The sequence below is a fragment of the Bradyrhizobium sp. AZCC 1578 genome, from assembly GCF_036924675.1.
In the GTDB taxonomy this organism is placed as follows: domain Bacteria; phylum Pseudomonadota; class Alphaproteobacteria; order Rhizobiales; family Xanthobacteraceae; genus Bradyrhizobium.
This window is the reverse complement of sequence record NZ_JAZHRZ010000001.1, coordinates 980,287-992,819: the sequence shown is the minus strand read 5'-3', so window position 1 is coordinate 992,819 and position 12,533 is coordinate 980,287. Positions and strand designations below refer to the sequence as shown.

Annotated in this window: 18 protein-coding genes; 15 read left to right on the top strand and 3 right to left on the bottom strand. The window is 62.5% G+C overall.

From position 1 onward, the window contains the following. Positions 1-11: 11 nt before the first annotated feature. The 15 genes from rplF (at position 12) to V1290_RS05105 (ending at position 9,325) form a co-directional block, all read left to right on the top strand. Positions 12-545, top strand: coding sequence for a 50S ribosomal protein L6 (gene rplF / locus V1290_RS05175; protein WP_028349045.1), 534 nt, complete (start codon positions 12-14; stop codon positions 543-545). Between the two features lie 11 nt (positions 546-556). Beyond that, the gene (gene rplR / locus V1290_RS05170; protein WP_057843589.1) at positions 557-916 is read left to right on the top strand and encodes a 50S ribosomal protein L18; all 360 of its coding nucleotides are present in this window, start codon (positions 557-559) and stop codon (positions 914-916) included. Between the two features lie 62 nt (positions 917-978). Then, positions 979-1,554: a 30S ribosomal protein S5 gene (gene rpsE, locus V1290_RS05165; RefSeq protein ID WP_028349043.1), complete on the top strand. Its 576-nt coding sequence runs from the start codon at positions 979-981 to the stop codon at positions 1,552-1,554. 37 nt (positions 1,555-1,591) lie between these two features. Next, a complete protein-coding gene (gene rpmD, locus V1290_RS05160; protein ID WP_028349042.1) occupies positions 1,592-1,786 on the top strand; it encodes a 50S ribosomal protein L30 in 195 nt (64 codons plus the stop codon). A gap of 16 nt (positions 1,787-1,802) precedes the next feature. Then, positions 1,803-2,288, top strand: coding sequence for a 50S ribosomal protein L15 (gene rplO, locus V1290_RS05155; protein WP_028349041.1), 486 nt, complete (start codon positions 1,803-1,805; stop codon positions 2,286-2,288). 135 nt (positions 2,289-2,423) lie between these two features. Beyond that, positions 2,424-3,755, top strand: coding sequence for a preprotein translocase subunit SecY (gene secY, locus V1290_RS05150; protein WP_334363355.1), 1,332 nt, complete (start codon positions 2,424-2,426; stop codon positions 3,753-3,755). A gap of 70 nt (positions 3,756-3,825) precedes the next feature. Further along, a complete protein-coding gene (locus V1290_RS05145) occupies positions 3,826-4,680 on the top strand; it encodes an adenylate kinase (RefSeq protein ID WP_334363354.1) in 855 nt (284 codons plus the stop codon). Between the two features lie 184 nt (positions 4,681-4,864). Next, on the top strand, positions 4,865-5,233 hold the full coding sequence (gene rpsM / locus V1290_RS05140; protein WP_028349038.1) for a 30S ribosomal protein S13: 369 nt from the start codon (positions 4,865-4,867) through the stop codon (positions 5,231-5,233). 128 nt (positions 5,234-5,361) lie between these two features. After that, positions 5,362-5,751: a 30S ribosomal protein S11 gene (gene rpsK, locus V1290_RS05135; RefSeq protein ID WP_006021048.1), complete on the top strand. Its 390-nt coding sequence runs from the start codon at positions 5,362-5,364 to the stop codon at positions 5,749-5,751. A gap of 110 nt (positions 5,752-5,861) precedes the next feature. Further along, positions 5,862-6,902, top strand: coding sequence for a DNA-directed RNA polymerase subunit alpha (locus V1290_RS05130; protein WP_176722005.1), 1,041 nt, complete (start codon positions 5,862-5,864; stop codon positions 6,900-6,902). A gap of 128 nt (positions 6,903-7,030) precedes the next feature. Further along, the gene (gene rplQ, locus V1290_RS05125) at positions 7,031-7,447 is read left to right on the top strand and encodes a 50S ribosomal protein L17 (RefSeq protein ID WP_028349036.1); all 417 of its coding nucleotides are present in this window, start codon (positions 7,031-7,033) and stop codon (positions 7,445-7,447) included. A gap of 132 nt (positions 7,448-7,579) precedes the next feature. Next, entirely contained in the window at positions 7,580-8,038 is a 459-nt protein-coding gene (locus V1290_RS05120) for a hypothetical protein (RefSeq protein ID WP_334363352.1), read from the top strand. A gap of 66 nt (positions 8,039-8,104) precedes the next feature. Continuing rightward, complete coding sequence (greA, locus tag V1290_RS05115; protein WP_334363351.1) at positions 8,105-8,554, top strand: transcription elongation factor GreA; 450 nt, start codon at positions 8,105-8,107, stop codon at positions 8,552-8,554. 28 nt (positions 8,555-8,582) lie between these two features. Continuing rightward, positions 8,583-8,879: a DUF1330 domain-containing protein gene (locus tag V1290_RS05110; protein ID WP_334363349.1), complete on the top strand. Its 297-nt coding sequence runs from the start codon at positions 8,583-8,585 to the stop codon at positions 8,877-8,879. A 95-nt stretch (positions 8,880-8,974) separates the two neighbouring features. Beyond that, positions 8,975-9,325, top strand: a complete 351-nt coding sequence (locus V1290_RS05105; RefSeq protein WP_334363348.1) for a DUF1236 domain-containing protein — start codon at positions 8,975-8,977, stop codon at positions 9,323-9,325. 61 nt (positions 9,326-9,386) lie between these two features. Here V1290_RS05105 and V1290_RS05100 read toward each other — a convergent pair whose 3' ends face one another. The 3 genes from V1290_RS05100 to V1290_RS05090 all read right to left on the bottom strand — a co-directional run bounded on the left by V1290_RS05100 (position 9,387) and on the right by V1290_RS05090 (position 12,427). After that, positions 9,387-9,755, bottom strand: coding sequence for a hypothetical protein (locus V1290_RS05100; protein WP_334363347.1), 369 nt, complete (start codon positions 9,753-9,755; stop codon positions 9,387-9,389). A 193-nt stretch (positions 9,756-9,948) separates the two neighbouring features. After that, on the bottom strand, positions 9,949-11,442 hold the full coding sequence (locus V1290_RS05095; RefSeq protein WP_334363346.1) for an amidase: 1,494 nt from the start codon (positions 11,440-11,442) through the stop codon (positions 9,949-9,951). Between the two features lie 7 nt (positions 11,443-11,449). Further along, positions 11,450-12,427, bottom strand: a complete 978-nt coding sequence (locus V1290_RS05090) for a Bug family tripartite tricarboxylate transporter substrate binding protein (protein WP_334363345.1) — start codon at positions 12,425-12,427, stop codon at positions 11,450-11,452. Between the last annotated feature and the right edge of the window lie 106 nt (positions 12,428-12,533).

Sequence of the window (12,533 nt, the reverse complement as noted above, 5' to 3'; positions counted from 1 at the left end):
GATTTTTAGCCATGTCACGTGTTGGCAAACGGCCTGTGGCGATCCCGTCCGGTGTGACGGCGACCGTCGAGGGACAGACCGTCAAGGTGAAGGGGCCGAAGGGCCAGCTTCAGTTCGTCGTGCATGACGACGTCGAGGTGAAGTTCGAGAAGGGCGAGGTCAAGGTCGCGCCGAAGTTCAAGACCAATCGCGCGCAGGCCATGTATGGCACCGCGCGCGCGCAGGTGGCGAACCTGGTCGAGGGCGTCACCAAGGGCTTTGAGAAGAAGCTCGAGATCACCGGCGTCGGCTATCGCGCCGCGATGCAGGGCAAGAACCTGCAACTCGCGCTCGGCTACAGCCACGACGTGGTCTATGCGATCCCGGAAGGCATCACCATCGCGGTGCCGAAGCCGACCGAGATCACGATTTCGGGCACCGATTCCCAGCGCGTCGGGCAGGTCGCCGCCGAGATCCGCGCCTACCGTCCGCCGGAGCCTTACAAGGGCAAGGGCGTGAAGTACGCCAATGAATTCATCTTCCGCAAGGAAGGCAAGAAGAAGTAACGGAGCCGGTCATGTCACTCAAGGTCACGAATGCCCGGCGCAAGCAGCGAGTGCGCAACTCGCTGCGCCGGTCCGCCAATGGACGCCCGCGTCTGTCGGTGTTCCGTTCGTCGAAGCACATCTACGCCCAGGTCATCGACGACCTGAAGGGCGAGACGCTGGCTTCCGCCTCGTCGCTGGAAAAGGCCATGCGCGAGGCCGGCAACACCGGCGCCAACATCGATGCGGCCAAAGCCGTCGGCAAGCTGCTGGCGGAACGCGCCGTGAAGAACGGCGTCAAGGAAGTGGTGTTCGATCGCGGCAGCTATCTCTACCACGGGCGCGTCAAAGCGCTCGCGGACGCCGCCCGCGAGAGCGGACTGAGCTTCTAACGAAACGGTTTTGGATAATTACGAGGACAGGGGCTTTCTTCCCCTAAAGATTGGAAAACACCATGGCAGGTGAACGCGAACGCGGCGGACGCGAACGGAGCAGGGATCGCGAGGAGCGCGACAGCGAGTTCGTCGACAAGCTCGTCCACATCAATCGCGTGGCGAAGGTCGTCAAGGGCGGCAAGCGCTTCGGCTTTGCGGCGCTGGTCGTAATCGGCGACCAGAAGGGCCGGGTCGGTTTCGGCCACGGCAAGGCGCGCGAAGTGCCCGAGGCGATCCGCAAGGCGACCGAGTCGGCCAAGCGCAATCTGACGCGCGTGGCGCTGCGCGAAGGCCGCACGCTGCATCACGACATCGCCGGCCGTCACGGCGCCGGCCGCGTCTACCTGCGCGCCGCTCCGGCCGGTACCGGCATCATCGCCGGCGGCCCGATGCGCGCGGTGTTCGAGACGCTCGGCATCCAGGACGTGGTGGCGAAGTCGATCGGCTCGTCGAATCCCTACAACATGGTTCGCGCGACCTTCGACGCGCTGAAGCATCAGGATTCGCCGCGTTCGGTTGCGGCGCGCCGCAACATCAAGGTGTCCACGCTGCAATCGCGCCGCGTCGGCGGCGACGCCGAAGTGGTGGCTGAATAACCGGCGCGAATTTCAAGCGCTCTTTGGAGTTAAGACGATGGCCAAGGCCGCAAAGACGATCAAGGTCGAGCAGACCGGCAGCGCGATCCGCCGCCACCACTCGCAGCGTTCGACGCTGATCGGCCTCAAGCTCAACAAGATCGGCCGGGTTGCCGAGCTGCAGGACACCCCTGAAGTTCGCGGCATGATCAGCAAGGTTCAACATCTCGTCCGCATCGTCGGCGAGAAGTAAGTAAGGAGACAGGGCGATGAAGCTCAGCGATATCGCCGACAACGCCGGCTCGCGCAAGAAGCGCATGCGCGTCGGCCGTGGCATCGGTTCCGGCAAGGGCAAGACTTCGGGCCGCGGCGGCAAGGGCCAGACCGCGCGTTCGGGCGTGCGCATCAAGGGCTTCGAGGGCGGCCAGATGCCGCTGCATCGCCGCCTGCCGAAGCGCGGCTTCAACAACATCTTCCGGCTCGACTTTGCCGAGATCAATCTCGACCGGCTGCAAGAGGCGATCGACGCCAAGCTGGTCGACACCAAGGAAACCGTGACCGTCGAGTCGCTGGTGAAGGCCGGCGTGATTCGCCGTGCCAAGGACGGCCTGCGGCTGCTCGGCCGCGGCGAACTCAAGGCCAAGCTCGCGATCGAGGTGCACGGCGCCTCGAAGTCCGCGGTTGCGGCGGTCGAGAAGGCCGGCGGCACGGTGAAGATCCTGGCCCCGGCCAAGAAGGAAGGCGAGGCGGCGTAACATCTGCGTCATGCCCGCCTGATCGCGGGCATAGACCGGTGGACTTATCGAAGCCGCGCACCAAATAATGTCCGGCGTCTACCGATTGCCCGGGAAGGGGCGTCGGCCTGGGAGGCGGCGGGAGAAAGCCTGAACATGGTCTCAGCAGCAGAACAACTTGCGGCAAACCTCAATTTCGGCGCTTTGGCCAAAGCCGACGAACTGAAGAAGCGCATCTGGTTTACGCTGGGTGCGCTGCTTGTTTATCGGCTCGGTACCTATATCCCGCTGCCCGGCATCGATCCCGCGGCCTGGGAGCAGGTGTTCAAGTCGCAGGCCGGCGGCATTCTCGGCATGTTCAACATGTTCGCCGGCGGCGGCATCAACCGCATGGCGATCTTCGCGCTGAACATCATGCCGTACATCTCGGCATCGATCATCATTCAGCTTCTGACGACGGTATCGCCCAAGCTCGAAGCCTTGAAGAAGGAAGGCGAGGCGGGCCGCAAGACCCTGAACCAGTATACCCGCTACCTCACGGTGATCCTCGCCACGTTTCAGGCCTACGGCATCGCGATCGGACTTCAGGGCGCCGGCAACGTGGTCAGCGAGCCCGGGATGTTCTTCCTGATTTCCACCACGATCACGCTGACCGGCGGCACCATGTTTCTGATGTGGCTCGGCGAGCAAATTACCTCGCGCGGCATCGGTAACGGCATTTCGCTGATCATTCTGGCCGGCATCGTTGCCGAGTTGCCCTCGGCGCTCGCCAACATGCTCGAACTGGGACGCCAGGGAGCGCTCTCGACCGGCTTGATCCTGATCGTGATCGTGATGGCGGTCGCCGTGATCGCCTTCATCGTGTTCATGGAGCGCGCGCAGCGCAGGCTTCTGATCCAGTATCCGAAGCGCCAGGTGGGCAACAAGATGTTCGAGGGGCAGTCCTCGCATCTGCCGCTCAAGCTCAACACCTCGGGCGTCATTCCGCCGATCTTCGCCTCGTCGCTGTTGCTGCTGCCGGCGACGGTTGCGAACTTCAACGCCGGCAAGGGGCCGGAATGGTTCCAGTGGCTCAACACCCAGCTCAGCCACGGCCGTCCGCTGTTCCTGTTCCTCTATCTGGCGCTGATCGTGTTCTTCGCCTTCTTCTACACCGCGATCGTGTTCAATCCGACCGAGACGGCAGACAATCTAAAGAAGCACGGCGGTTTCATTCCCGGCATCCGCCCGGGCGAGCGCACCGCGGAATATATCGACTATGTGCTGTCGCGGATCACGGTGCTTGGTGCGATCTATCTGGCGATCGTGTGTCTGATTCCCGAAATCCTGATTTCCTACGCCTCGGTGCCGTTCTATTTCGGCGGCACCTCGCTTCTGATCGTCGTCAGCGTGACCATGGATACGGTGGCGCAGGTGCAGGGTTATCTGTTGGCCCATCAGTATGAGGGGCTGATCCGGAAATCCAAGCTGAGGGGCCGCCGCCGCTGACCAGCGGAGCGCTCTGAAATTCAATACAAGGTGTGCGGTGTTTCGCTCACCAAGCCGGGGGCGAGCAGTCATGAGATTGATCCTTTTGGGACCGCCGGGGTCGGGGAAGGGTACCCAGGCACAGCGGCTGGTGCAGCGCTATGGGATTGTGCAGCTCTCGACCGGCGAGATGCTGCGCGCGGCTGTGGCCGCCGAGACGCCGGTCGGGTTGAAGGCCAAGGACCTCATGGCAAACGGCCAGCTTGTGCCTGATGACGTCGTAGTCGGAATCATTTCTGACAGAATCGATCAGCCGGACGCGGCCAAAGGCTTCGTCCTCGATGGGTTCCCGCGTACCGTACCGCAGGCCGAGGCGCTGGATGAGCTCTTAAAGAAAAAGCATCTCAAGCTCGACGCGGTGGTCGAACTGCGCGTCAATGAGAGCGCGCTGCTACAGCGCGTCGAAACCCGCGTCGCCGAGATGCTGGCGCGCGGCGAGGAGGTGCGTGTTGACGACACGCCGGAAGTGCTGACCAAACGGCTCGCTGCCTACCGGTCGCAGACCGAGCCGCTGATTCACTACTATTCCGAGCGGCGGAAGCTCGCGACCGTCGACGGGATGATGACCATCGAGCAGGTAACCCGGGAGGTTAACCGGATCCTCTCCGCTGTCGGCGCGCTGGAACCCAAGGTGGCGCCGGCCCGGAAGGCCAAGGCACGGAAGACCGCCAGGCCAGCGGCCAAAAAGGCCGCCAAAACCGCCAAGAAGGCCGTCAAAACGGCGCGTAAGGCCGCCAAATCGGCCTCCAGGGGAGCCAAAGCGGCTGGCAACAAGAAGACTGCTCGGAAGGCCGTTTCGGCGGCCAGAGGGCGAGGGGGCGCGGGGGCCCAAAAGACCGTCCGCAAGGCTGCCAAAAAGGTCACGAAAAAGCGAGCTAAGCGATAGAGGCGGTTGACGAAACCGAGTTGAATCCTTTAATAAGCCCCGCATCCAAGTCGGATAGTTTTATGACGATGCCGGGCCCCGAAAGAGATGAGGGGAGGGCGTCGTGTTCGCGTTTGCGGACACCTGCCCGAGTTAGCAAGAACATAGCCCGATCCATGAGGGATCGGCGACAGGAGAGAAGTCCGTGGCCCGTATTGCCGGCGTGAATATCCCGACCAACAAGCGCGTTCTGATCGCGCTCCAGTACATCCATGGCATCGGCCAGAAGAACGCGTCCGAGATCATGGAGAAGGTCAAGATCCCGGCTGATCGTCGCGTCAGCCAGTTGAGCGACCAGGAAGTCCTGCAGATCCGCGAAGTCATCGACCGCGACTATCTCGTCGAAGGCGACCTTCGCCGCGAGACCGGCATCAACATCAAGCGCCTGATGGATCTCGGCTGCTATCGCGGCCTGCGTCATCGCCGCGGTCTTCCGGTGCGCGGTCAGCGCACCCACACCAACGCGCGCACGCGCAAGGGCCCGGCCAAGTCGATCGCCGGCAAGAAGAAGTAATTCGGCGAATTGCGAATAGGGAATGGCGAATAGAAATCTATTCGCTACTCGCCATTCGCCACTCGCGTTTTTAGGTGTAGCCGCTGGCAGTACGGCGGCGTTTGAGATCACAGGAAGGTTTTAAGGTAATGGGCAAGGAAGCCACCCGCGTCCGCCGTCGCGAACGCAAGAACATCGCCTCCGGCATCGCGCACGTGAATTCGTCCTTCAACAACACGACCATCACCATCACCGACGCGCAAGGCAATACCATTGCCTGGTCCTCGGCCGGCACGATGGGTTTCAAGGGATCGCGCAAGTCGACCCCCTATGCCGCGCAGGTCGCGGCCGAAGACGTTTCCAAGAAGGCGCAGGAACACGGCATGCGCACGCTGGAAGTGGAAGTTGCCGGCCCCGGTTCGGGCCGCGAATCGGCGCTTCGCGCGCTGCAGGCCGCGGGCTTCACCGTCACGTCTATCCGCGACGTGACGACGATCCCGCACAATGGTTGCCGTCCGCGCAAGCGCCGGCGCGTTTGATATCTGGTCGCGGGCGGTTGTGCCGCTCGCGATTGCTTTTGGAATTTTCCGCGGACTGATCCGCGATCTCCAACGCCAGTGATCTGCAGGCAGATCGACTGGCCGGTCTATTGACCCGAAGGGGTGATAAAGTGACGATCCAGAAAAATTGGCAAGAACTTATTCGACCGAACAAGCTGCAGGTAACGCCGGGCGGCGATGCGACCCGGTTTGCGACCGTCGTCGCCGAGCCGCTCGAGCGCGGTTTCGGCCAGACACTCGGTAACGCGCTGCGCCGCATCCTGTTGTCGTCGCTGCAGGGCGCCGCCGTGCAGTCGGTGCACATCGACGGCGTGCTGCACGAGTTCTCCTCGATCGCGGGCGTTCGCGAGGACGTCACCGACATCGTGCTCAACATCAAGGACATCTCGATCAAGATGCAGGGCGAAGGCCCCAAGCGCATGGTCGTGAAGAAGTCGGGTCCGGGCGTCGTCACCGCCGGTGACATCCAGACAGTCGGCGACATCGTGGTGCTCAATCCCGAGCTGCAGATCTGCACGCTGGACGAGGGCGCTGAGATCCGCATGGAGTTCACGGTCGCCGCCGGCAAGGGCTACGTCGCTGCCGAGCGCAACCGGCCCGAGGATGCGCCGATCGGCCTGATCCCGGTCGACAGCCTGTTCTCGCCCGTGCGCAAGGTCTCCTACAAGGTCGAGAACACCCGCGAGGGCCAGATCCTCGACTACGACAAGCTGACCATGACGATCGAGACCAACGGCGCGATCTCGCCGGAGGACGCGGTGGCCTATGCCGCGCGCATCCTGCAGGATCAGCTCAACGTGTTCGTGAACTTCGAAGAGCCGCGCAAGGAAGTCGCGCAGGAGATCATCCCCGATCTCGCCTTCAACCCGGCGTTCCTCAAGAAGGTCGACGAGCTCGAGCTGTCGGTGCGTTCGGCAAACTGCCTGAAGAACGACAACATCGTCTATATCGGCGACCTCGTGCAGAAATCGGAAGCGGAAATGCTCCGCACCCCGAACTTCGGCCGCAAGTCGCTGAACGAGATCAAGGAAGTGCTGGCCCAGATGGGTCTGCATCTCGGCATGGAAGTGCCGGGCTGGCCGCCGGAGAACATCGACGAGCTCGCCAAGCGCTTCGAGGATCACTACTGAGCGAATAGGGAGTGGCGAATAGCGAATAGAAAATTCGCTACTCGCCACACTGGGGCGAACGCAGGCAGCCCACCTGAGCAACAAGTCCGACGAACCGTCGCGACGAAGACAAATCAAGGAATACACCAATGCGTCACGGCAAGGTTCATCGTAAGCTCAACCGCACCGCCGAGCATCGCCGCGCGATGTTCGCCAACATGTGCGCCGCGCTGATCAAGCACGAGCAGATCGTCACCACGCTGCCGAAGGCCAAGGAACTGCGCCCGATCGTCGAGAAGCTCGTTACCCTCGGCAAGAAGGGCGGGCTGGCCATGCGCCGCCAGGCGATCTCCGAAATGCGCGACGTCGACCAGGTCAAGAAGCTGTTCGACACGCTGGCGCCTCGCTACAAGGACCGCCAAGGCGGCTATACCCGCATCATCAAGGCCGGCTTCCGCTACGGCGACAACGCCCCGATGGCCGTGATCGAATTCGTCGACCGCGACGTCGACGCCAAGGGCCAGGATTCTGGTCCGGTGGAGGAGAAGTCCGCCGAAGCGGCGTAACTCCTCCAAATCGCAGTTTTCAAAAGCGGCGCCAAAAGCGCCGCTTTTTTATTTGCCGTCCAAGCGTGTACGCTTTTCCGAACCGATGCAATGCGGTGCAACTATCGCAGAGGCGTTATTGGAGTTCGCTGAATGAATGCATCGGAATTGCGGATCGCTTATGAGGCCGATGATGATGGGACTGGCAAGATCATCGCGACAGTGAAATCAGGTGAATTCTCGGCTCGGGGGGCAGCGTGGTTTAATCCAGACGACGTGATACGAACTTTCGTTGCCGCCCTCAGATCTTTTCCGCTGACGGCGACCACTCCAGCGCTCATCGAAGGTGGCTTCTGGAGCAAGGAGAATCCAGCAAGTTTGGAGCAATGCCATCTCAGGATTGCTGTTAAGCCATACGACAGCCGTGGAACGCTGCTCGTGCACGTCGATCTTTCCTCGGAGGTCTGGACAACGCCTGATGCTGATCTCCAGAATTTGGCTACTATTCGGTTCACGACCGAGTATGCCGCTGTCGATAGGTTCGCCCAGGAACTCGAGGGGCTCTTTGACGGTAAGCGAGATGTCGCGGTCTTGACTGGAGCCAAGAGCTAAGGAACTGCTCTCTTCCCGGCACGGCTTTCATAGGAACCGTCTCGGGCCGCCAAACGTTTGACATCTATGAGTAGGGCGTTCGTCAAGGACACCGAGGACGTCGAAGATCTGCCTGACCGGCCAATCTCCGAACTTCCGAACGACGTGACGGCTGAAGGTCTCCGCCGGATCGAGCAGGCGTTGGCCGCGGCCCAGGCTGCGGCGCAATCCGCCGGCGATCGCGCGGCGCTGGCCAGCGCCCGCCGTGACTTCCGCTATTGGAATGCTCGCCGCGCCACGGCAAGGGTGGCCCCCGAGCCATCAGACAATTCCGTCGTGCGCTTCGGCCACACCGTCACCATCGTGCGCGAGGACGACCGGCAACAGACGTTCCGGATCGTCGGCGAAGACGAGGCCGAGCCCGCACACGGCACGATCTCGCATGGCTCGCCGCTGGCGCGCGCGCTGTTCGGCAAGGGTGTCGGCGACGTCGTCGTCATCGCCGGAGGCGAAGCGGAGATCGTCGAAATCCGGTGATGCGCAAACACCATGCGCGAGGTGGATGATGTCAGCCTACGCTATTTCCGAAGTCGAGATGCGCGATGCTACTGACTTCGAGAGCTATCGCAGCATGGCGGCCAAGGCGATTGCACAGTATGGCGGCCGCTATCTCGTGCGTGGCGGCGCCGCAACTTTGATCGAAGGCGGCCCGCCACCGAAAACCATCATCATCGTCGAATTTCCGACGATGGAGCGTTTGCGCGAATGGTACGGCTCGCCGGAATATGCCAAGGCATTGAGAGTGCGGCAGACCGCGCTGGATCGCCGTCTGGTTTTCGTCGAAGGCGTCGCGCCGGTGTAGGCAGCAACGATGTGAAGGCGGTCGTTCCGGCGGAACAAGGACGCTCGGAAACCGTTTTTCCTGATGCCGCGCTGACGCGGCTTGAGGAGGACCCGATGAAGAAGCTGCTTATTTTGGCGGCGGCAGGGTCGCTGATTGCGACCATGGCCAACGCTCAAACCACGGTCATCACTCCCGACACGACGACCGGAACTGCGGGCGCAACAATTCGGATCGAGCCGGAGTATCGCACGAAGATCAAGAGCTACGTGACCGAGCACAAGATCCGGCCGGTGGAAACACGAGAAAGGATCGTGGTGGGCGCCAAGGTGCCGACCGAGGTCGAACTCGAGGCAGTGCCTTCGGATTGGGGCCCGTCAGTGACGAAGTATCGCTATGTCTACTCGAACAATCGCGTGATGCTGGTCGACCCCGCCACGCGCACGGTGGTGCATGAGATCGACTGAGGTGTTCTCGTCGCTCCATGCAAAAGGGCCGCCATGTCTGGCGGCCCTTTTCATTTCCAGATCACCAGTGATGCCAGTAACGGCGGTGGTAAAACCGCGGGCCATAGAATCGCGGACCGCCATAGTAGGCGAACGCCGGGCGAACCACGCGACGATAGCGAACGACGGGATAGTAAGGCTCGTCGTAATAGCCACCATAGTAGGCCGGCGCATAACCGCCGTAATAGGCCGGGTACCCGCCGTAATATCCGGGACCATAGGCGTAGGCGTTCGAAGCCAGTCCGCCGATCACCGCGCCCGCGATCAATCCGCCAGCCACGGCCGGGAAAAATCCTCCTCCGCGCCAGTGGGCCTCCGCCGGCGAGGGGGCCGTTACCGCGGTCAAGCCCAAGACCGCCGCTGCGGCTAAAGCCAAAGGTGCTTTTCTCATGGACTACTCCTTTCCGTAATTCAGACGTCCAATACTTTACATTCGAGCGAAGTTCGCTCTTTCGCAAAACAGACACTCGCTAAACACATTCGAGTGAAGTTCGTTGCCCAAGTGCCGGCTTTCAGACCGCTCTGGAGTCAGATTTAACTTTGATGAACGAATGTTCAGGCGACGGCTTCGAAACGGAGCCGGATCAATCGAAATCCAGAAAACCTGGCCGGCTCGAAATCGGAGGCTGTCGGCGCAGCCAGGCGAGGTCGGGTACGGGACGGGCCGTCTCCGGATTGGCCTCAAGCAGCGCCTCGATCTCGCGGGCCACTGAAAGCGTCGCGACGTCGCCGCCTCGCGGACCGATGATCTGGATGCCGAACGGCAATCCGGCGCCGTCGCGTCCGGCCGGTATCGCCACCGCCGGGTGTCCGGCATTGGTCACGGCATAGGCCAGCGCCAGCCAGTGAAAATAGCTTTTCGTCGGTGTGCCGTCGATGGTGGCCGGGTAAAGCTCGGACCAGGGCCGCGGGCTGATCGTGACTGTCGGCGCGATGATAAAATCGTGCTCGCCAAAAAATTTCTGCCAGCTCCGATAAAGCGCGGTCTGCAGCGAAAGCGCACGTGCCACGTCGACGGCAGAATAGCCGAGCCCCTCGGCCACGTTGTCGCGAATGTTGGGACCCACTTTGTCCGGATACTTCTCGGCAAGCTCTCGGTGCCGGCCCAGAAACGCGACGGCGCGCAAGATCCGGAACACCTCGTCGGCATGGCTGCAATCCGGATGGGTCCATGCGACGCGGCGGAATGCCGATCCGAATGTCGCGAGCTTCGTTTTGAACGTCTCGACGATGACGCGTTCCGTCGGCGCAAACCCGAAATCGCAGGTTGCCGCGATGCGCAAGCTTGCGAGATCGGTCCGTGGCGGATCGCGATAGGTCTCGCGCACGGGCGTTCCGCCGGCGTGAAGGATGGCCGACAACGGATCGCGCGCGTCGCGATCCAGCATGCAGGAAAGCATCAGGCACGCGTCCGATACGTTTCTCGCCATCGGCCCGAGTTGCGAGATCTGCAGCCAGGCCATGTTGCGGCTGTTGCTGGCGATCAACCCGGGGGAGGGGCGGAATCCGACGACACCGCAAAAGGCGGCGGGGTTCCTGACCGAGCCGCCGGTGTCCGAACCAGTCGCCAGCGGTACCATGCCGGTTGCAAGCGCTACCGCCGATCCGCCGGACGAGCCGGCGGCGGAGCGCTCGGGATCGAAGGGATTGCCGGTGGCGCCATGAAGCGCATTGCGGGTGTTGCCGCCTGCGCCCCATTCGGGGACGTTGGTCTTGCCGACGACAATGGCGCCGGCGCGCTTGAGCATCGCGACGATCGCCTCATCCTCGGCCGCGACATTGTCCGCGAACAGCACGCTGCCAAAGCTCGTCGGCAGTCCCTTGGCGTCGATCAGATCCTTGACCCCGAGCGGGAGCCCGTGCAGCGGCCCGAGCGCATCGCCGCGCATCACGGCAGCTTCGCTTTCCCGCGCTGCCGCGCGCGCCGTATCGAACGAGCGCGCGATGATCGCATTGACGGCCGGATCGATTTCTTCGATGCGGCGGATGCAACAGTCCATGAGTTCGACCGGCGAAAGCTTGCGCTCGCCGATCAGCGCCCGGGCCGTTACCGCGGGCAGATCGCACGGCTCGGTCATGTCAAGCTTACTCTTCCTTGATGCCGCCCTTGCGGGCCAGTTCCTTCATCTCGGCCGTTTCCTTGGCGATGAAACCCGGCCAGTCCGGATAGCGCTTGAAGCCGGCTTCGTACCCGACCTTCGTAAAGCGCTCGATCACCGAAGGACTTGCGATTGCCTCTTCCAGCACCGAGGCCAGGCGGTCGCGTATGGCCGGAGGGATTCCCTTGGGCGCGACCACGGTACCCCAGGAGACGAGGTCGATATTGGGATAACCGAGCTCGGCGAGCGTCGGAACGTCGGGAAGGAACGGCGAGCGCTTGGCGGAGAACACTGCCAGCGGGCGAACCGTGCCGGCTTCGAGCTGCGGCCTGATCGCGATCACGGTGTCCACGTGGTACTCGATGTGCTTGCCTATCAGGTCGTTCATCGCCGGCGCGCTACCCTTGTAGGGCAGGTGCACCATCTTGATGCCGGCGCTCGATTTGAACAGCTCGCCGGCGAAATGCGAAATGGTGGCCACGCCGAAGGACGCCAGCGACAGCTTGTCGGGATTGGCCTTCGCCGCCGCGACAAGCGCCGCAACGTCCTTGATCGGGCTGTCACGATGGGTGACCAGCACCATGGTCAGGGTACCGGTCTGGGCGATCGGCTCGAAATCCCTCGCGCTGTCGTACGGCACGTTCTCCTTCACGGCGTGCTGCAACGTGAAGGTCGAATTCGAACTGGTGAGCAGGGTGTAACCGTCCGCTGCCGCGTTGGCGACCTCCTTGGCGGCGATCGTCGTGCCGCCGCCGGGGCGATTGAGCACGATCACGGGCTTGCCCAGACGCGTCTCGAGTTCGCCGGCAATGATGCGCCCGACGACGTCGCCAGCTCCGCCCGCCGGATAGGGCACAATCAACTGCAGCGATTTTTCGGGGTAACTGCCTTGTGCCGTTGCGATCGACGCGCAACCCACCACGCAGGACGACGCCAGCGTGGCCGCCAGAAACATTCGTATCATGTCGAACAGGTCTCCTGTCTTCCGTGTTCCCCGGCAATTCGCGCCGGGGTTTTTCGGCGACAGCCATCCCGGATCGATGGAACAGGCTCCCTTGAATCGACCTCCG

Bases quoted from the DNA above. Each gene is read 5' to 3' on its own strand.
- rplF (WP_028349045.1), top strand. From the start codon at position 12: ATGTCACGTGTTGGCAAACGGCCTGTGGCGATCCCGTCCGGTGTGACG.
- rplR (WP_057843589.1), top strand. From the start codon at position 557: ATGTCACTCAAGGTCACGAATGCCCGGCGCAAGCAGCGAGTGCGCAAC.
- rpsE (WP_028349043.1), top strand. From the start codon at position 979: ATGGCAGGTGAACGCGAACGCGGCGGACGCGAACGGAGCAGGGATCGC.
- rpmD (WP_028349042.1), top strand. From the start codon at position 1,592: ATGGCCAAGGCCGCAAAGACGATCAAGGTCGAGCAGACCGGCAGCGCG.
- rplO (WP_028349041.1), top strand. From the start codon at position 1,803: ATGAAGCTCAGCGATATCGCCGACAACGCCGGCTCGCGCAAGAAGCGC.
- secY (WP_334363355.1), top strand. From the start codon at position 2,424: ATGGTCTCAGCAGCAGAACAACTTGCGGCAAACCTCAATTTCGGCGCT.
- V1290_RS05145 (WP_334363354.1), top strand. From the start codon at position 3,826: ATGAGATTGATCCTTTTGGGACCGCCGGGGTCGGGGAAGGGTACCCAG.
- rpsK (WP_006021048.1), top strand. From the start codon at position 5,362: ATGGGCAAGGAAGCCACCCGCGTCCGCCGTCGCGAACGCAAGAACATC.
- rplQ (WP_028349036.1), top strand. From the start codon at position 7,031: ATGCGTCACGGCAAGGTTCATCGTAAGCTCAACCGCACCGCCGAGCAT.
- V1290_RS05120 (WP_334363352.1), top strand. From the start codon at position 7,580: ATGAATGCATCGGAATTGCGGATCGCTTATGAGGCCGATGATGATGGG.
- greA (WP_334363351.1), top strand. From the start codon at position 8,105: ATGAGTAGGGCGTTCGTCAAGGACACCGAGGACGTCGAAGATCTGCCT.
- V1290_RS05110 (WP_334363349.1), top strand. From the start codon at position 8,583: ATGTCAGCCTACGCTATTTCCGAAGTCGAGATGCGCGATGCTACTGAC.
- V1290_RS05105 (WP_334363348.1), top strand. From the start codon at position 8,975: ATGAAGAAGCTGCTTATTTTGGCGGCGGCAGGGTCGCTGATTGCGACC.
- V1290_RS05100 (WP_334363347.1), bottom strand. From the start codon at position 9,755: ATGAGAAAAGCACCTTTGGCTTTAGCCGCAGCGGCGGTCTTGGGCTTG.
- V1290_RS05095 (WP_334363346.1), bottom strand. From the start codon at position 11,442: ATGACCGAGCCGTGCGATCTGCCCGCGGTAACGGCCCGGGCGCTGATC.
- V1290_RS05090 (WP_334363345.1), bottom strand. From the start codon at position 12,427: ATGATACGAATGTTTCTGGCGGCCACGCTGGCGTCGTCCTGCGTGGTG.